Source organism: Ruminococcus sp. J1101004sp1_RTP21198st1_B9_RTP21198_201120 (genome assembly GCF_040924245.1).
GTDB classification, from domain to species: domain Bacteria; phylum Bacillota; class Clostridia; order Lachnospirales; family Lachnospiraceae; genus Blautia_A; species Blautia_A faecis.
Genome location: NZ_JBCOMI010000050.1, coordinates 1 through 19,166 on the forward strand (window position 1 = coordinate 1; position 19,166 = coordinate 19,166).

At 42.3% G+C, this 19,166-nt stretch carries 16 protein-coding genes and 1 pseudogene; 4 read left to right on the forward strand and 13 right to left on the reverse strand.

Annotation, left to right across the window (positions count from 1 at the left end):
- Positions 1-905: 905 nt before the first annotated feature.
- The gene (locus AB5618_RS20280; protein ID WP_148462095.1) at positions 906-1,121 is read left to right on the forward strand and encodes a hypothetical protein; all 216 of its coding nucleotides are present in this window, start codon (positions 906-908) and stop codon (positions 1,119-1,121) included.
- A gap of 293 nt (positions 1,122-1,414) precedes the next feature.
- Here the strand turns inward: AB5618_RS20280 and AB5618_RS20285 are convergent, their stop codons facing one another.
- The 4 genes and pseudogenes from AB5618_RS20285 to AB5618_RS20300 form a co-directional block, all read right to left on the reverse strand.
- Positions 1,415-1,753, reverse strand: a complete 339-nt coding sequence (locus AB5618_RS20285) for a TfoX/Sxy family protein (protein ID WP_148462094.1) — start codon at positions 1,751-1,753, stop codon at positions 1,415-1,417.
- 33 nt (positions 1,754-1,786) lie between these two features.
- Entirely contained in the window at positions 1,787-2,170 is a 384-nt protein-coding gene (locus AB5618_RS20290) for a VOC family protein (RefSeq protein WP_148462093.1), read from the reverse strand.
- 317 nt (positions 2,171-2,487) lie between these two features.
- Positions 2,488-3,228 carry an ABC transporter permease gene (locus AB5618_RS20295; RefSeq protein WP_148462092.1) on the reverse strand — a complete coding sequence of 247 codons (741 nt, stop codon included), beginning with the start codon at positions 3,226-3,228 and terminating at the stop codon, positions 2,488-2,490.
- Positions 3,225-3,677 (reverse strand): annotated as a pseudogene (locus AB5618_RS20300) (ATP-binding cassette domain-containing protein); the annotation flags it as partial. The pseudogene AB5618_RS20300 and the gene AB5618_RS20295, both read right to left, overlap by 4 nt.
- 77 nt (positions 3,678-3,754) lie before the next feature.
- On the opposite strand from AB5618_RS20300, the gene AB5618_RS20305 reads away from it, so the two are divergent.
- Positions 3,755-4,276, forward strand: a complete 522-nt coding sequence (locus AB5618_RS20305; RefSeq protein ID WP_148462090.1) for a hypothetical protein — start codon at positions 3,755-3,757, stop codon at positions 4,274-4,276.
- 83 nt (positions 4,277-4,359) lie between these two features.
- On the opposite strand, the gene AB5618_RS20310 is transcribed toward AB5618_RS20305, so the two are convergent.
- The 5 genes from AB5618_RS20310 to AB5618_RS20330 all read right to left on the reverse strand — a co-directional run bounded on the left by AB5618_RS20310 (position 4,360) and on the right by AB5618_RS20330 (position 11,019).
- The gene (locus AB5618_RS20310; RefSeq protein ID WP_118580280.1) at positions 4,360-5,733 is read right to left on the reverse strand and encodes an MATE family efflux transporter; all 1,374 of its coding nucleotides are present in this window, start codon (positions 5,731-5,733) and stop codon (positions 4,360-4,362) included.
- 164 nt (positions 5,734-5,897) lie between these two features.
- The gene (yicI, locus tag AB5618_RS20315; RefSeq protein ID WP_173736502.1) at positions 5,898-7,925 is read right to left on the reverse strand and encodes an alpha-xylosidase; all 2,028 of its coding nucleotides are present in this window, start codon (positions 7,923-7,925) and stop codon (positions 5,898-5,900) included.
- A 25-nt stretch (positions 7,926-7,950) separates the two neighbouring features.
- Positions 7,951-8,784 (reverse strand): carbohydrate ABC transporter permease, encoded by an 834-nt coding sequence (locus tag AB5618_RS20320; RefSeq protein WP_118580283.1) that lies wholly within the window; start codon positions 8,782-8,784, stop codon positions 7,951-7,953.
- Complete coding sequence (locus AB5618_RS20325) at positions 8,781-9,677, reverse strand: carbohydrate ABC transporter permease (RefSeq protein WP_173736501.1); 897 nt, start codon at positions 9,675-9,677, stop codon at positions 8,781-8,783. Before AB5618_RS20325 ends, AB5618_RS20320 begins: the two co-directional genes overlap by 4 nt.
- 94 nt (positions 9,678-9,771) lie before the next feature.
- Positions 9,772-11,019 (reverse strand): ABC transporter substrate-binding protein, encoded by a 1,248-nt coding sequence (locus AB5618_RS20330; RefSeq protein WP_173717309.1) that lies wholly within the window; start codon positions 11,017-11,019, stop codon positions 9,772-9,774.
- 209 nt (positions 11,020-11,228) lie between these two features.
- Here AB5618_RS20330 and AB5618_RS20335 point away from each other — a divergent pair, with 209 nt between their 5' ends.
- Positions 11,229-12,989, forward strand: a complete 1,761-nt coding sequence (locus AB5618_RS20335) for a sensor histidine kinase (protein ID WP_118580292.1) — start codon at positions 11,229-11,231, stop codon at positions 12,987-12,989.
- Complete coding sequence (locus AB5618_RS20340; protein WP_118580295.1) at positions 12,976-13,734, forward strand: helix-turn-helix domain-containing protein; 759 nt, start codon at positions 12,976-12,978, stop codon at positions 13,732-13,734. Before AB5618_RS20335 ends, AB5618_RS20340 begins: the two co-directional genes overlap by 14 nt.
- Here the strand turns inward: AB5618_RS20340 and AB5618_RS20345 are convergent.
- The 4 genes from AB5618_RS20345 to ltrA all read right to left on the reverse strand — a co-directional run bounded on the left by AB5618_RS20345 (position 13,727) and on the right by ltrA (position 18,517).
- Complete coding sequence (locus AB5618_RS20345; RefSeq protein WP_148462085.1) at positions 13,727-14,590, reverse strand: YitT family protein; 864 nt, start codon at positions 14,588-14,590, stop codon at positions 13,727-13,729. The two genes, AB5618_RS20340 and AB5618_RS20345, sit on opposite strands and share 8 nt — an antisense overlap.
- A gap of 131 nt (positions 14,591-14,721) precedes the next feature.
- On the reverse strand, positions 14,722-15,822 hold the full coding sequence (locus tag AB5618_RS20350) for an ABC transporter ATP-binding protein (RefSeq protein ID WP_118580298.1): 1,101 nt from the start codon (positions 15,820-15,822) through the stop codon (positions 14,722-14,724).
- A gap of 1 nt (position 15,823) precedes the next feature.
- On the reverse strand, positions 15,824-16,876 hold the full coding sequence (locus AB5618_RS20355; RefSeq protein WP_118580301.1) for an iron ABC transporter permease: 1,053 nt from the start codon (positions 16,874-16,876) through the stop codon (positions 15,824-15,826).
- Between the two features lie 345 nt (positions 16,877-17,221).
- Complete coding sequence (gene ltrA, locus AB5618_RS20360) at positions 17,222-18,517, reverse strand: group II intron reverse transcriptase/maturase (protein WP_118580340.1); 1,296 nt, start codon at positions 18,515-18,517, stop codon at positions 17,222-17,224.
- Positions 18,518-19,166 lie beyond the last annotated feature (649 nt).

Genomic DNA, 19,166 nt, shown 5'->3' on the forward strand with positions numbered 1-19,166 from the left:
CCAGCTCTTAATGTGATTTGAAGATGCACACGATTTCTCGTACATTTGCATTTCTCCTTTCAGAAATTCTGCTAATTCTCTTGCAACATAAGACCAGACGGAAGTCTGCCCCCTTTCGGGTGAGTATATTCTCTATCCTTCTCATTACAAGAAGGCATTCGCTTTCTCCGTCCTCCTTACCCGCACATCTATCGGTTTCCCTTACGGGTTACTTTCCGTATCTTTATGGAGATATACGGGCTTACCTTGTTCCACTACATTTATGCTGGTAGATTAGGCTCCACCTTTCTGCCGACGGTTCTATAGTCCGTGTGGTGGCTGTTTCAACCCCCAACCAAACCGCATTCCCATTTTGGGCCAGGCCCAGCAACCTTTGGCCTGTTCGCGCATAACGGCATTTACCAGTGATTCAGATATCTTAGCCATTCTATCCCAGTCATCATCTCAAGTCAGTGTTGCTCTTACTTGTTCTTATCCTCACGGAATCAGTTCTACATCTCTGTAAAGATGATTTTTCATATCTCGTTTCCTCATAGCAGTTACCCGCTACTTTGTAGATATTAGACTCAACTGACGGAACAGCAGGTCTTACACCTTACGGTAAGACAATAAATGTAGTGACTTTCAAGTCACACGAAGCAATTCGCATCACTATGCAATATTATACGTTCCACATCCTTCACCTTCTCGAACATTTGTTCTTTCTCGTTTATTATAGCCATTTCAAACCAGAATGTAAAGTGGTAATCTTCACCAGAGCATTTTTACCCCCAAATATCGGGACGAAACTTCCTCTTTTATACTTAAAACTGCCCCAGTTTTAACAAGGAAATTTGCCCCACCTGCTAGAGAACGATACACTTCTCTCTGTATGCACCAATACAAGAGAGGAGGTTTGAAAGAAGGTGTATGATTTGCAAGATTGGGCAGCTGTTCAGCGAGTTTATAAACAGACAAGATCAAAACGAGCAACTGCAAAAATACTTGGAATGTCCAGAAATACTGTTAGGAGTCTTTTAGAAGAAAAAGAGACATCTGTGTATAAACGTCCAGTTTATAATAGCAAGATTGATGATTTCAAAAACAGATCATCGAATGGCGATGCGAACCGTTTCTTTTAAATGGAACACGGATCTTTAGAGAATTGAAAGCAAGAGATTATACAGGAAGCATTAGTCCCGTTTATCGGTATCTGTCGAAAATTGATGAGGATTTCAAAGACCACATCAGTTCCAAAGCTAACTGTTAGACATGCCCTGCTTATGGCAAGACATCTGGGAACAGAACTTAATGCTTGTCCCTGCTACTGACCGCGCAAGAGATAAAAATCAAGAGACCATTCAACTAAATCAAATTTGCTCATTCTTTTTTCTCCTTTTCAGTAGCGGCAGTGTCAAATTTTACTACCCCACAATTACAGAGTATCCATAGATTTCTTTTTATTGTTTGATTTATGAACCGGCAATTCATCATACATTGCCTTGAAGAGTCCAGCCAGGTATTCTTTACTGTCCACGTTTTCTACTAACAGCATCTCTTTTGCCCCTTCATATGGTAATTCATAAATCGCAGTTGTCATATAAGAAACTGCAGATTTTGTCGGTTTCACAAGTAACCTGTCATCGTATATGCCTCCGGCAATTCTGCCCCGATAATATATGATATACTCTCCCATCATTGCACGATAATTAATTTCTTCTAAACCAGATAACTGCTCTAATATAAATTGTAAATATTCTTTGCTAGAAGCCATGTTTTTGTCCTTTCAAATACCTGCATTTTCCCATTATACCGTAATCTCAATTTGATTATCCTCAACCGCAACAATGCAGCTTTCGTAATATCCGTCCCCCGTAGTCCGAGGTCCACTAATAACCTCATAACCATCCGCTTTTAGTTCTGCCGTCAATGCATCCACTTTTTCCATACTTCCTACGCTAAAAGCTATATGTGAATATCCAGTACGAGCTAGTTTCTTCGGCAAATCAGCCAGTTTCGGTATATGCATAATTTCAATACGTGCACCATCATCAAATGTAAGAAAATAAGAACAAAAGCCTGTTTTCTGATTATGATATCCATCATTTGATTTTGCTCCCAGATATTCCATAAAGATTTTTTTTGTCTTTTCCAGATCATTTACATAAAGTGCAACATGTTCAATTCTCATGATGATTCCTCCAATTCTGCATTGATAACTTTCCATGCGTCATCAGTAGCGGTATTCTCGTTTATCAAAGTTTTTTTGTCCTCTGAGGTATCCTCACCAGACGAAATCCCCGTATCCGTGGAAGGGATAATCTCAACCGATTCCAACGAATTTTCTATGTTAGAAGTGTTTTGTCCATCTTTATTAGAAGACGGCAATTTTCCACAGGCTGAAAGGGAAAATGACAACATTGCTATGGTAAGTGTTTCTTAATAATATCGCCCCCTTTCATGAGAAATTTTTATTTAACATACAGCTTATCTCTTAGATAAGAATGCTTATTCCCAACGGAAGAAGCACACAGCAAGAATCGTGCACAGTGCGGCAACTCCAACCATTACACAAATTGGTAGTAAGGTGCTTCCCGTACTGATACCCAAAAATGTATTCTTCATTATGGTAAGTCCCTGTGTTAACGGAAAAACACTGACAATCTTCTGCATTGCATTCGGCATGACCTCAATCGGCAGGGTTGTGCCAGAAAAGATCAGCATCGGGAAATAGAGAATCGAAGCAATGACACTGGCCTGCTTGGTATCCTTCGCCACGTCGCCTGCCAGCATACCGATAGATTGCGTTGAAAGCATGGTAAGTGCCCAGCTTCCAAGAAAAGCAAGAAGTGAGCCGCGTAGCCGCACTCCCCACAAAAGCGCTACAACTGACAGTGTTGCAAGAGACACAGCACAGTAGACAATATACATGGACAATTCGACACCCAAAACGAACACCGGGCTGACCGGTGTGACACGTAGCCGTTTAAGAATCTTCATTTCTCGTAAGCCCGATACGGCTAACGGCAGCCCCATCAATCCACTTGCACAAATGGCAATCGCGCTGACTGCTCCGAAAGACTGTTCCAGGAATGTATAGTCTGCACCGTCATAGGCAGGCTTTGTTCCGTAAATGATGCCAAGGATGATAAAGATCACAAGCGGCATAATGACGGCGAAAATCACCATATTCATATCCCGCACGCTGAGCTTCAGCTCCGTTTTAAGATATGTAAAAAAGCGTTTCATGCGTCCACCTCCTCATCCGAAAGTTGCAAATAAGCATCCTCAAAGTGTTCGCAGCCACATTGCTGCTTTGCCTGCTCCACGGTTCCGCGGAAAACGGGCGTACCCTTTTTCAAAATGCAGATTTCATCACACAACGCCTCTACTTCATCCATAAAATGGGAAGTCAAGAAAATCGTAAGCCCCTGTTCTTTCAAGGATTTAAGTGTTTTCCACACACCGCGCCTTGCTTTCGCATCAAGACCAGTAGTCAATTCGTCAAGAAACACAAGATCCGGCTGTGGAATCAGTGCCAGCACGATAAAAAGTCGCTGACGTTCGCCACCCGATAGACCTTTAACCGGCGTGTTTTCCTTATCACCAATACCGAACTGCTCACATAACTTGTGCCAATCGGCAGGATTGCGATAGAGGCTTGCAGTTTCATCGCAAAGCTCGGAAACTCTGATCTCCTTATTGCTTTTAACCAAATATCATTCTATAATGAAAATTATCAATTACCATATATATGTTATGGAGGGTGCGGATTATGAACGAAGAATTATTTAACGAAGCAACGAAATCAAATGTTCTCACGAAGAAACTGATCGACCAGCTTCTGGAGAGCATGACCTACAGCAGCATCTCTTTTATCAACTGGACCATTGAGACCTTGTCACTGATCAAGGCCCGTCTGCAGCGCGGGGACCGGATCACAGACGAAGTCAGCGGGGAAGTTTACACCTTGTATTCTTTCCAGCAGTTTGTGGAGAAGAATTTCTCTTCTTACATAGCAAGCCAGGTGTTTAAAGAGACTTCTAAGCCTGAGAAAATTTACTTCTCACTGAAACCATGTGAAGAAGGCTACTCTCTGATGGCAGCTGACTCAGACAGCAATAAGACATATGCCTGGATTTCCAGCCTGAGCAAACGATTCTCACTGGTAGAAATGATCGCTACCGGAATTGTATATGTGAAAGATACTCGTACCAATACCTATCAGCCATTTATTTCCGGAAAGGGGAAATATTGTAAGTATGATAAGGAAAAGGGAATTCTGGTAGAAATCTAACCAAAATGGACACAGATCACAATGCCATTACTGGAGGTTCAGTAATAAAGACATTGCAGTCTGTGTCCATTTTTCATCAGATCCTATTGTTCAAAAATATCTTCCCGGGTAATATTTTTCGCCCACTCTCCCTTTCGGTAATGATGGAAAACCCAGGGCCATTTCACGAATTCGTCTGTACAGAGCAGAAAGTAAACCCACAACACTGGAAGCTTCAGTACAAAGGCAGCGAAGAAACCTAGCGGCACCGCATATACCCACATATCTACCGTGTCACAGATTAAGCCAAATTTCGTATCGCCCCCTGCCCGAAAGACACCTGCAATCAGCGCAGTATTTACTGCGGATCCCATAATATAGTAGGTGTTAATGAGAAGCATGTATTTCAGATAATGCATAGCGGTGTCATTCAGGGAAGCAAATTTCATCACAAAAGGAGTGATGGCAAGGACGATCAGCCCTCCAAGTGCACCGGTGATCACAGTCAGCTTCAGCATTCTGGAAGCGTATCGTCTGGATTTTTCCAGGTCTCCTTTTCCCATGATCTGCCCAAGAAGAATGGTTCCCGCACTTGCAATGGCAAAACAGAATACAGAGCCAATGTTCCGCACCACAGTAACCAGGGAATTAGCGGCCACCGCGTCAGTGCCAAGGTGTCCCAGGATTACAGAATACATGGAAAAAGCAACGCTCCAGGACAGGTCGTTTCCAAGTGCCGGAAGTGACAAACGGATAAAGTCCTGAAACAATACTTTACTGCGAAGGAACATATATGCCAGATTCAGCTTCACATTTTTACTAAAGGAAGATACAACCACACAGCCAATCAGCTGGATCAGTCTTGATGCAGCGGTGGCGATTGCAACGCCGGTTGCACCAAGCTTCGGAGCACCGAACAGGCCGAAGATAAAAACTGCATTTAGGAATATATTCAGAATAAATGCCAGCATATTCAGCGCCATACTGATGGTTACTCTTCCAATACTTCGAAGAACTGCCAGATAGATCTCCGAGATTCCCCAGCAGATATAGGTAACGCCCATAATGCGGATATAGGAGGAACCAATGGTGATCAGCTCAGGATCATTGGTAAATAGCCTCAGCATCATCTGAGGCGCAGTAAATGCAACCAGGGCAACCAACAGGGAAATCAACACAGAGAAACGAAGTGCGATTCCCTCTACTACATGAATCGCCTGAAAATCCTTTTTACCGGCATATTGGGAGCACAAAAGAGAGGCTCCGGTACCGATGCCATAATACACCATAAATAAAATATTGGAATAATTGGCTGCCAGGGATACCGCCGAAATAGCGGACTGCCCCACGTAATTCAACATGATCACATCCGCTGAATTCACAGCCGCACTGAGCAGATTCTGTATAATAATTGGAACCGCCAGCCGGAAAATCTGCGGATAAAAATCATCTTTTCCAATTGAAAGTATTCTTTTCATTTTCCCTCCTTAGTAAATACCTATATTTAAATAAACTATTTGGTATTATACTGTTTTTCTGTCCCAAAAGCTATCCCTTTTCTGACAGAAAATAACAATATTTTGACATTAAAAAGGCACTGTCTGGGACAAACATGCCAGACAGTGCCTGTAAAATCTTTCTATTAAATAACTTTTAGTAAAGGATCTCCTTCTCTTACATACAATGGCAGACTGAAGTAATCAAAGGTTCCGGTATGCCACTGGTTTCCCTGTGCAGGTTCTTTGGTAAGAAGATGTACCCAGTTTCCTTCTGGAAGATAAAAATCCTGTTTTCCATCTGAGGAAAATACAGGTGCAACCAGAATGCGGTCTCCCAACATATATTGCTGATCCAGATATGCGCAGTTTCTGTCTTTTGGGTATTGCATGTGCATTGGACGCATTACGGGAAGCCCTTTTTCATGGGCAGTCTGTGCAAGGCTGTAAATATAAGGCATAAGCTTCCATTTCAGCTCGGTAAAGTATTTCAGAACCTCACAGGCCTCTTCATCATAATTCCATGGAACACGATAAGAACTGGATCCGTGTAAACGACTGTGGGAAGATAAAAGTCCGAAAGCCACCCACCTTTTGTACAGATCAGCTGAGCCATCATCCTCGAAGCCGCCAATATCGTGGCTCCAGAAGCCAAAGCCGCTGTCCATAAGGGAAAGCCCGCCCCTTAAGGTTTCGGCCATGGAAATATACTGGCTGGTTGAATCTCCGCCCCAGTGTACTGGAAATTTTTGTCCGCCTGGTGCTGCACTTCGTGCAAAAAGAACAGCTTCGCTTTCTCCTTTTTCTTTTTTCAGAAGCTCAAATACGCACTGGTTATAAAGATACGTGTAATAATTATGCATTTTTTCCGGATCAGAGCCGTCGAACCATTTTACATTGGTAGGAACACGTTCTCCGAAATCTGTTTTGAAACAATCCACTCCCACATCCAGAAGTGCTTTCAGCTTACTCTGGTACCAGCTGCATGCATCTGGATTGGTAAAGTCTACCAGTCCCATACCAGCCTGCCACATATCCCACTGCCAAACTCTTCCATTGTCTTTCATCAGAAGATAGCCCTTTTCCATGGCTTCTCCAAACAGAGGCGACTTCTGTGCAATATAGGGATTGATCCAAACACAGATTTTTAAGCCTCGCTTATGAAAACGTTCCAGCATACCTGCCGGATCCGGGAACATATCTTTATCCCAGGTGAAGTTGCACCATTCGAAGCCTTTCATCCAGAAACAGTCAAAATGGAAAACAGAAAGAGGAATATGGCGCTGTTCAAATCCATCAATAAAGCTGTTTACCGTAGCCTCGTCGTAGTTGGTGGTAAAGGATGTGGTAAGCCATAAGCCAAAGGACCACTTAGGCGGCAATGCCGGTCTTCCGGTAAGGGCTGTGTATTTTTCTATAATTTCCAAAGGGGTAGGACCATAAATAACAAAGTATTCCAGTTCCTCATCTTCTACAGAAAACTGTACGGTTTCCACCTTCTCACTACCTACCTCGAAGCTGACACGTCCCGGATGATTGACAAAGACGCCATAGCCTTTGGTCGTATAATAGAACGGAATATTCTTATAGGAAATTTCACTGGCTGTACCGCCATCCTCATTCCAGATATCCACGGTCTGGCCATTTTTTACCATAGGGGTAAACCGTTCCCCAAGGCCATAAACCAGCTCGCCAACACCTAAATTAAGTCCGGAGACCAGATAGTTCATGCCTTGTTTGTGATGCATCATTCCCGTAGTTTTGCTCTTGATACAGGTAAGCTCCCTTCCATCTCCATAAAACTTCATTTCAGGGGAACCAGTTTCAAATTCCAGGGAAAGCTTTCCTGACTTTAACGTCCATTTTTCTTTGCCGGAAGCTTTCTCACATTTACGTTCCGGACTTTTATCTAAATCACCATACAATTCAAATGATGGGCTTTTTACGTAATTTCCAGCGTGATTTACCATGTGGATTCCCAAAATGTCCTTTGCTGGTGCGGTGAAGGTATAGGTCATCATTCCAATGTTTAAGGTATCCCCGCGTCCCTGGATTTGTTTATAGGGGGCAAAAGCCAGGAGTTCGTTTTCCCGCTCTTCTACCTCATAAATGTCTCTTACATAATCAGCCTGAAATTCATCTCTCACAAGCCAGAAGCCATTGGTAAACTTCATCTTCCATTCCTCCTTTGAAAATCGGTCAGCCTTTTACGGCTCCAGCTACAACACCCTTGATAATAGATTTCTGGAAAATCAGATACAGGATCAGCGCTGGGATAATGATCAGGATCGCAGCAGACATAATGTTCTGCCATTCCATTTTGTACTGTCCCATAAAGCTGTAGGCTGCAAGCTGCAGGGTTTTGCTGCTCTTTCTTCCGCCCAGCATAAGAAGGGGAAGAAGAAAGTCATTCCAGATCCACATTACATTGATGATCGTAACCGTCGCAGTACAGGATTTCAGCATTGGAAAAATAATACGGGTAAAAAGCTGAAACTGGTTGCAGCCGTCAATAAGTGCGCTCTCTTCCAGTTCCAGGGGAATGCCCTTGGCAAAGCCCTGATACAGGAAAATACTCATTGGGGCACCAAGCCCCCAGTAAATAATGGCAAGTCCCCATATTTTCCCATTGATATGTAAAGTGGTGGCTACATTTACCAGAGTAAGCATAAAGGACTGGAACGGGATCATCATAGGCGCAATGCAGAACAGGAAACAGAAACGGCTGTAGCGTGTTTTCACACGTGCCATTTTATAGCCTCCCATGGAAGCGATCACGATAATGCCGAGAGTTCCTATTACTGTGGCGATGAGTGTATTCAAAAAAGTAGCTGGATATTTCATATCATGAAATACATTTTTTATATTGTCAAGAGTAAAAGCAGATGGAAGGCTCATAACATCTGTCATGATTTCCTGATAGCTTTTAAAGGCATTGATTCCCACCAGGAAAAGAGGGGAAAGATATAAAAGCAGAAAAAGGATCAGGAATAACTGTATCACACCGTGAAGTGCTTTGCTTTTTTTACTCATGCCTCTACCTCCTTGCCTTTAAAGAAATTAACCTGAATTACGGAGATCACCAGAACGATGATAAAAAGAATTACACTTTTGGCGCTTCCATATCCATAGCGGCTGTTGTTAAATGCAGTGTTGTAAATATCAAGTGCAATTGACGTAGTAGATGTTCCCGGACCGCCGCCTGTCAAGCTGAAGATCAATTCAAACATTTTTAAGGAATTGGCAACAGAATGGAACATGCAGAAGGAAATGGACGGCATGATCAGCGGGATAGTAATTGAGAAAAATCTGCGGACTGCTCCTGCCCCATCCAGGTCTGCGGATTCATTTAGTTCCGTTGGTACTCCCTGCATACCTGCAACGTAGATCAGGATATAAAAGCCAAGGCTCTGCCAAACAGAAACAATGATGGTGGAGAACACAGCCAGTTGGGAGTCTCCCAGCCAGCTAAGACCGAAAATTCCCCATCCGGTTATGGACATAAGTGCTTCAAATACTCTGGTACAGATAAATTTCCAGATAAATCCAATGATAACAAGGCTTATGATATTGGGAATATAAAAAGCGGCTCTGAAAAATCCTCTGCCTTTGATCTTGGATTCCAGAAGTGCGGCAAAAAAAATGGCAAGTACATTTACGATCAGTACTGTTCCAATGGCATAGATAAAGGTATATTTCAGCGCACTGACAAAGGCTGGATCATTGGTAAAAAGCCGGATATAATTTTCGAGTCCGACAAATTCCGATGTTTTTCCAATACCGTTCCATTTACGGAAGGAATAATAAATACACATAACGAAAGGAATTCCTACAAACAGCGTGATGAAGAAAACTGCAGGGGCTACATATCCTGCGAATTCCAATGCTGTTTTTCTGGCCCTTCGTTTCTGGCTGTTTGCCTGCATAAAGAAACCTCCTGTCCTTTTCGGAAAAACAGGGCTGCCGAAATTGTCAGCCGCCCTGTTTTCGTTTTTATTCACGCGATCATTTTATAATAAATTACATTGCATCGTAAGCATCAACAAATAACTGGGTAAGAACCTCTTTTGTCTCGTCGCGGTCTGCATTTCCTGCAACATAGTTCTGGAATGCGGTACCAAATGGCTCTTCTACACCTTCTGGTCCTTTAAAGATCCACCATGGACATGTTACGGAATTATCCTGTGCAGCTGCTGTTTCTGCTGCAAGCTGTGTATCAGGTGCATCTGCTCCGGTAAGTGGGGAGATATCGCCGATAACTGATGGAACCCAGCTTCTTCCATAATCAGAAGTACACATGTAGTTCAGGAAATCAAGAACCGTATCAAGATTTTCGGAATCTTTTGCTACACGGAAGGTAAGGTTGGACTCAACTGCGAGAACTGCTTTTTCGTCCATGCGGGGCATATAAACATAACCCATATCAATATCAGGGGCAATGGCGCGGATACTTGCCTCGTCCCAGGAGCCATTGTGGATCATGGCAACTTTTCCTGTTGCAAAATCGGAGCACTGAAGATCATTGGTGGACTCCATTGGCTTGTCACCGCTGTACTCCTTGATCAGATCCAGAAGATCAAGTGCAAAATCAACCTGCGGAAGCTCGCCGAATTTCAGATCTCCGTTTTTCACATCTTCAAAGAGCTTGTCATAATCGCCGTCATAGGCATCACTCATGGACGGATAAACGGTCTGTGGAAGGATCCACCACTCACCAAATCCGGAGCTGAATGGCTGAATACCTGCATCTGTCAATTTCTCACAAACGGTGCGAAGCTCGTCTAAGGTAGTTGGAAGTTCTGTGATTCCAGCCTGCTCAAATAATGCTTTGTTATAGATAAAGCCATGGGACTGAACCAGGAATGGCATTCCTGTAATATGGCCATCTTCTGTTACAGATGTAAGGGTTGTCTCGGAAAAGTTCTTCATAAACTCTTCGTCATCCAGGTTATAAATATAATCTGCATATAAAGTATTGTCGCTGTATGCACTGGAAAGAAACAGGTCCGGAACCTCACCGGAATTTAATCTGGAACGGAGTACAGTCTGGTAATCATTCTGAAGGACTTCCAGCTCAATGGATACATTTGGATGTTCTTCTGTATAATGATCGATCAGATCATGGTAAGCGTCTGTGTATTCCGGACCATTAAACATGAAATAAAGCTCTACCGGATCATCGTCTGCCATTACGGTTACAGAACCCATTGTAAGAGAACTGACTGTCATTAAACCGGCCATTAATAAAGCGATTTGTTTCTTATGCATATGCATATCCTCCTTCTTTTTGCTGCTGCCCGTTTCGCCCACGGCAGCCTGCTTTGTTTTTGATAATCTAATCATACACTATGCAATATTACAAATAAATAGAAAAAATCAAACTGTTTATGGTAAAAGTTTGATATCTATAACCTGTTCTATTGTGAATGAATACAACAAGTTGTATAATATTGCCATAATAAAAAGGAGCTTTATGTATGAAAAAGAAAATAGAAAATTTATCCATGCAGACGCAGCTGACAGTTGTGATCCTGTCTGTGATCGTTCTTGCATTTGGAATTATTTTATATAGTGGTTATTCTGGTCAGGCAAGGTCTTTTGCAGAGGAATATACTTCTTCCACACAGACTATTCTGGAGATGGATGTGGCAAATCTGGATCAATATATTCAGGGTCTGCGGATCTTTTGCGTACAGCCCTGCCTGAATGTATCTGTCTATAATTCCCTGCTGAAGAGAAAACCTCTTTCCTCTTCTGAGATCAGTGACATAAAACAGGAAATCCAGTCTTCCTATCATAGCAGAACAGATATCCGTTCTTATTCCATTACAGCAATGAATCAGGATTTATGTTTTGAGCGGAATGCAGGGGTTGGGGGACAGCATATTTTATCGACCCCTGTAAAAGATACTGAAATATCCAGACCTTATATTGCCTGTGGAAGCAATGACAAATATGAATATCTGGCGCCCCCGGATTCAGAAGATGTGTTTTTCCGGTATTATCACTACCTGATCCGCCTGAGAAACCGGGAACCAGTCAGTTTGTCTTATGTGGATGTAGATACTACACAGCTGCGGCTGCTTATGAAAAACCATCAGGATTATGGGCAGATCTTATGCCTGTATAATTCAGATGGTGAACTTTTATATTCCAGTTCTGAGGATATCCGAAATCAGGAAGAAAAAGAAAAAAAGCAGCTTTTTGGGCTTCATTCAGATGTTGAAAATGTAAATATCGGTGGAATTTCTTATCTTGCACTTCGCAGGACCAGTGAAGAGACGGGCATTGTCCTGCTTTCCCTGCTTCCTAAAAGCGCCTGGGATGACCGGGCAAGGGACTTTTTGCTTCCTCTGGTAATGCAGATTGCAGTGATCACTATCTGTCTGATCATTATTGTTACGCTCATGATCCGGATGATCACAATTCCATTGAAGAGGCTGTCTTACCAGATGGGAAAAATGGGTGAAGGAGACTTTTCTCCCACAGCTTTTGGCGGAGGCTGTAAGGAAACCTGTGCATTAACAGAAAGCTATAACGACATGGCAGCCCACATTAATGAATTGATCGAGACCAACTATATTTCCAGCATCAATGAGAAAAATTCCAGGCTCCAGGCGTTGGAGGCCCAGCTGAATCCCCATTTTCTCTATAACACTCTTCAGGCGATTGCTACAGAAGCATTGCTTGCAGACTGTCAGGAAATTTATGATATGATTGTGTCTTTGTCTGCAAATCTTCGTTATACCATTAAAGGCGGAGAACTCGTCCGCTTGCAGGAGGAACTTGATTATGTAGACCGGTATATTCTTCTGCAGAAAACAAGACTAGGCGGGCGCCTGGAAGTGACGAAGAAAATTAATCCAAAGGTAAATCTGGCAGTGATTCCAAAAATCAGTATTCAAATGCTGGTAGAAAATGCCATTATACACGGAATGCCGGAGAACGGAGCTGTTCTTCACATTATCATCCGGGTATGTATGGAAAATAACCGGCTGCTCATCAGTGTATATGACGATGGAAAGGGAATTCTCCCAGAAAAAGTGAAAGAACTGAATGATATTTTTTCCGGAAAATCAGCAGATACTGGCAATTCCATCGGACTTCCCAATCTTGCAAGCCGTCTGAAAATACTTTATCAGGGAGAGGCTGGTCTGTTTCTGGAATCACAGGGCGATCAGTTTACAGAAGTAAAAATGGAACTTCCAATCAGAAAGAGGGAAAATGAAAATGTATAAAGTACTGATTATTGACGATGAGGCACCTGCTAGAATTGCAATAAGCAGGCTTGGTCACTGGGCAGATTATCATATTACAGAGCTTTATCAGGAAACCAACGGTGCTGCAGCTTTAAAAACCATGCGGGAAATAAAGCCCCAGATTGTTTTTGTAGATATGCAGATGCCGGTTATGAATGGCATGGAATTTCTGGAAAAGGCTTCCCATGAATTTAGGGATACCTGTTTTATTGTAATCAGTGGGTATGATTATTTTGATTACGCAAAGGCAGCTTTGAAATGTGGTGCCATTGATTATCTGTTAAAACCAATTGCACGGGAAGAATTGAATGCTGCCATTGATAAAGCAGTCCAGACATTGGGAAATACTGGTACCTGTTTAGAAAAAGAAGCGCCAAAGCTTTCCCCTGATGAAGTTGTCGCCAGGATCCGGCAGGACATTGACCAGAACTATCCACAGCCCCTTAAGGTCAGCAGTTATGCGAAGAAGTACTTCTTTACCCAGGAGTATCTCACACGCCTTTTTCGCCAGCATTATGAGATGACCATTCAGGAATACCTCCTTATGGTCAGAATGACCCGGGCGAAAGAACTGCTGGAGAATCCTTCTATTAAGATCCAGGAAGTTGCTGCCCGGGTTGGATATTCCGATAATAACTATTTCAGTAAGGCATTTCGGAATTTCTTTGGAATTACGCCCACAGATTGCAGAAATAAGTGTTTCGTGAGCAGAAATACTAAATAGACCGAAAGCCTTTTCCAATGATCTCACTGCTGTTTACAATGGTAATGAAAGCGTGGGGATCAATCTGTCTTAAATGAATGCGAAGGCGGTTGGTCTCGCTTCTGGTGAGAACAGTCATCAGTACCTTCTGCTCCTGTTTGGTATAAACACCGAAGGCATTTTGCTCAGTTGCAGAACGGTGAAGATCGTTGATAATAAAGTCTTCCACCTGATCTGGGTACTTGCTGATAATGGTACAGACTTTTCGCAGGTTCAGGCTTTCAATGGCACTGTCTACAACGGTACATTTCAAGATCATTCCCAGGATACAGTAAAGTCCGGTCTGTGCACCGTAAAGGTAAGCGGCGATCAGTACGATTCCAAGATCGCTGACCAGAAGGGCGCGTCCAATCTCCAGACTGGTATATTTATGCAGGATCATGGCTACAATATCGGTACCACCAGTGGAAGCGCCTACGTTAAATACCATGGCCGCTCCTACTGCTGGCAGGATAACCGCAAAGCACAGCTCCAGGAATACATCATGTGTCAGCGGGAAACTAAGCGGATAGATCACTTCACAGGCACTTACATAAAAAGACAGGGCAAAGGAGGAATAAATAGTCCAGCCCATAGAACGGATTCCCAGAAAGAAAAATCCGAGTACAACCAGCGCTGCGTTGACGATCCACATGAATGCGCCTACATTCCACTTCGGAAACAGGGTAGACAGGATAATGGACAAACCGGATGTACCGCCAAATGCGAAGTGATTTGGCGTTTTGAAAATGGAAATTCCAACTGCTGTAAAAATTAATCCCAGATTCAGAATTAAAAAGAAAATCAGGTTATCTTTTGTAAAAATCTTCTTTTTCATAAGTTATTTTATCTCCTCCCTTCAGTAAAATTAGTATAGCGCAAAACGTGTGTTCTGTATAGAGCGTTTTTTTCTATTTTTTATATAATGAGCTTAAAATCCCTCACTGCTTTTGATATAGAGTTTTTTCTTTATACAAACTGCACTTTTCTGCTTTTCTTTGCTGCCTCGATAAGCTCTCCCAGCCGCTTATTGCAGCTTCCAACAGGTACGCTTGTACAGATAACCCTGTCACAGCTTTCCATGGCTTTTAAAGCTTTCTGGAAGGTTTCCCCGCTGATTTCCATAAAGGGTTTCTCTGTGATCACCTGATCGGCCAGCAGTCTTGCCAGGCGGTAATCCACATCATTGGTGTATAGAACACCTGCAATAAAAGGAGTATGCACCTTCTGAAGCTGCCGGAATACGGGAATACCAGTGCCGTTTCCACAGATCACAAAAGTTTTCGCTTCACCTTCCGGCTTTGGAAGTTCAATGCTCCCAAACAGCGGATCAAAAAAGCCGTTGTTGATTTCATAAAGCTCCCGGATCATATTTTCCTCGAAAATTTCCTCAGGTTTTCCAAAATGGGAAATGGTATCTCCCTTTACACAGATGATCTTATCCGCAATCTTCTGTGCAAGGTCAATTTCATGAAGAGACATGATAACAGTTATCTGCTTTTTCTTCGCCATATCCCGAAGAATAGATAAAAGATCCAGCTTATGTTTAATATCCAGGAATGAAGTAGGCTCATCCAGAATAATAATATCTGGTTCCTGGCAGATCGCGCGTGCAAGAAGCACCCTCTGGCGCTGTCCATCACTGATGTTGTTAAAATCACGGCTGCCAAGAGCTTCTGCATGTACCGCCTTCATAGCTTCTTCTACCTTTTCTTCATCTTCCCTTGTAAGAATGCCAAGCCTTCCTGTATAAGGATAACGGCCGGTTGCTACAATGTCATGGCAGGTCATCAGCTCCGGCTTCATTCTCTCAGTAAGAACTACAGCCATACGGGTAGACAGATCCCGAAAGGTAAAGGACAACAGATTCTGGTTGTCAAAATAGACCTTTCCGCCAATGATCTGCAGCTGTCTTGTAATACTTTTTAAAATAGTAGATTTTCCGGAACCGTTAGGACCAATGAGAGTTACGATCTCTCCCTTTTTTATTCCAATACAGATATCGTGGATCAGTGCCTTTCGATTGTAACCAACAGAAAGGTTGTCCATATGAAAATAATAATTGTCCATTTTAATTTCCTCTCTTCTTTCGCAACATCATGAATATAACTACTGGTGCTCCAAAGATGGAGGTAACGGTGCTGATGTTCAGCTCCAGAGGCGCGAACGCCATTCTGGCGATCAGGTCACACATCATACAGAAAACAGCACCTCCCAGGAAGGTTCCCGGAATGATGATCAGCGGTCTGGATGTACCAAAGCTTCTTTTCATTAGAAATGGAACTGCAATTCCAACAAAGGAAATAGGTCCTGCAAAAGCAGTTACTGTTGCAGACAAAATGCTGGAAAGCAGGATTAATGCAACACGGAAAAACTTAATATTCACACCCATGCTCTGCGCATAAGCTTCTCCCAGCTGATAAGCTCCAATGGGCTTTGACAACAGGAACGTAAGGAGCAGGGTGACACCTATAACTGCACAGGAAATGTAAACATTACTCCAGCTCATACCAGAGAAGCTTCCCTGTGACCATCCATGAAGATTTACAATATTTGAGTCATCTGCAAAGGTTACCACGAAGTCTGTAACTGCGGAACAGATATATCCGATCATGATTCCGGCAACCAGAAGGGTAGCCATGTGCTTGATCCTTTTGGAATTCAAAAGAATAAATCCAATGGAAATCAAGGAACCTATAAAGGCAGCGATGATCAAAGTATAAGAGGTTACATTCTGGGCGATTTCAAGATAGTAGATCATAGTAAGTGCAACTACCATTTTGGCACCGGAGGAAATTCCCAGAACAAAAGGTCCTGCAATGGGATTTTCAAAAAAGGTCTGAAGAAGAAAACCAGATAAAGATAATGCACCTCCAAGGATGGCTGCCATCAGGATCCTGGGAAGACGGATCTTCCAGATGATGCTGTATTCCTTGGTGTCAGTGGCTTTTTTCAAAAGGATATTTACGATCTCAGACAGGGAAATATGAACATTTCCTGTATTGATATTCAAAACTGTGATCAGGCCAAACGCCAGGATCAACAGAACAAAAACCAATGTATAGCGAGATCTTCTCTTAAAGTTCTCCATGTGGAAACTGGTTCCATCGGATTGTCTGTTCATTCTAATTATACTCCTCATATAATTAAGTGTTTTTTATTGAAAATTCAAGGTTTTTCAACCTTTCATATCTCAGTGAATAAGCCACAGCTATGAGCATTTCGATGTATCAGGTACTGAAATAGCGGTTGAATGGTATACGAAATAAAACGTCATTGATTTTCGCTTTACTGGCCTTGTGTATACCCTTCCCTCTATGGCAGCTAACCTCCTATATCCACCAGGATCATCTCTGTCTCCAGAGGTCCTAACTTGTCGGGTAGAAACACCTATTACTAGGTATATCCCCCACAGATCCGTACGTGCCCAATTCAGGCATACGGCTCTTCACGACACTTATGCCTCAGATTATCCATATAGGCTCACATAAATACGTGGTCTTACTATAGGATGCTCCTTCAAAAACTGATTGAATCCATCCCATGTATAACTTTTCCTCTGACTACGCCTATTCATCCAAAAATAAAGAATCTGAATAACTCTCTTACGGAAGTTATCCATCATTTGATAGTTATCACTTATTCCATAATAATGGTAATACCCGATTAAAATCTGATTTACTTTTGCAAGAATATATTTCTTCTTTTCAAATCTCATGTCGCGTATAGTGATATTCATCTGTTTACATTTCTTCCGATATTTCTTATTGGCAGTTTTATGTTTTACTCTGAAATTACCGTTTCGGCTTTTGGAACAATAATGAGTGAATCCTAGGAAGTCAAATGTTTCTGGTTTGTTCCCCTGTCTTTTAAGGTTATCAGCAGCGAATCGACCAAAATAAATTAATCGAGTCTTTGATTCCTCTAAGGACAGTCCGAAGTGATTCATCCTTCTCTTAAGATGTTCATAAAAGAGTTCTGCGTCATTCTTATATTGAAAGCAGCACACAAAATCATCCGCATAGACAACTATGTCTGCATATCCTTTTAGCAGTGGTCTTATTTTCTCATTAAACCACCATACAAGAACATAATGCATATATATGTTCGCAATTATTGGTGAACATACGCTTCCCTGCCCGGCACCGAATTCGTTAACATAAAATTCTCCATTCTTAAGAATACCTGCTTTGAGCATCTTTTCTACCAGTCGGAGCACACTGTTATCTGTAATTCGTGATGAAATAAATTTCATTATCCAGTCATGATTCAAATTATCAAAGAAGCCTTTTATATCGGCATCCAGTATATAATTCGTCTTATGTCCTTCAATCATGTCATTTAGTTTTCTTATAGCTCCATGGCAGTTGCGGTTTGGTCTGAAGCCGCACATATTGCTGTAGAAATGGGGCTCAAAGACCGATTCCAAAACTTTCCTAAGTGCTTCCTGAACCAGTTTATCTTCATATGAATAGATACTAAGAGGTCTGGTTTTACCATTCTCTTTTGGTATTTCCACTTTACGTGCTGGTTTAGGTCGATAACTTTTATTCTTAAGCTTCTCCACTAGCTGTTTTAGATTGTTATCAAGATTTGAGTTATATTCTTCTTTTGAAATGCCATCAATCCCGACCGCTTTTCTGCCATCCATTTTGTAGTGGCATTCTTTAAGCATCTCAATGTTAATCAAATGCCCAATAGAATTAAATTTCATTTCTGGATGTTGTTTTGATAATTCTGAGATTCTCTCAAGTTTTGTTGTCATTATTTGTCCTACCTCTGAGTGTAGATAATGTTTCCCTTTTGATATGATGTCGTGTGGCTGGATATATGTTATCCGTTCTCGACTTCCCTCCAGTGGCATTACCCACCTTCATTAGTACTATTCGGCCATCCGACTACCTATACTCCATTTGATTTCCTTTTCTCATTCGTACGTCATACCTGTTAACACAGGAAAGTATAGGTTCTCCCCAGGTAACATACAGACATTGTAAAACATGGCTGGCTCTCAGACTCCGCCGTAGCATATGCTTCCTAACCCAAACAGAAACATACGTATTGTCTTCCGCCCGAAAGAAAACGTCGACCTACGGGTTACGTAGATTTCGGAGCTCAATCACTTTCAGCCCTATTTCCTAACTGTTTACACTTAGAATACATCGTTACCTCTGTATCCCCAAAACTCGCTACCAGTGGTGCGGCTACACCTTACTGGATGAGATTTCCACTCATTAATCTGTATGCCCTTCTGGGCGTACCCTTCGTCCTGCCTGCCCATAACCAGGGTGTCAGCTATGCTCCTTAACGGGGTCATGTGCCCCATGGTGACTATTTCTGCCGACTACTGGCTCATTCTTTGTATTGTTGATTACTGACTTGCTTCCTGTACCAGCACTGTGAGCAGTGGACGT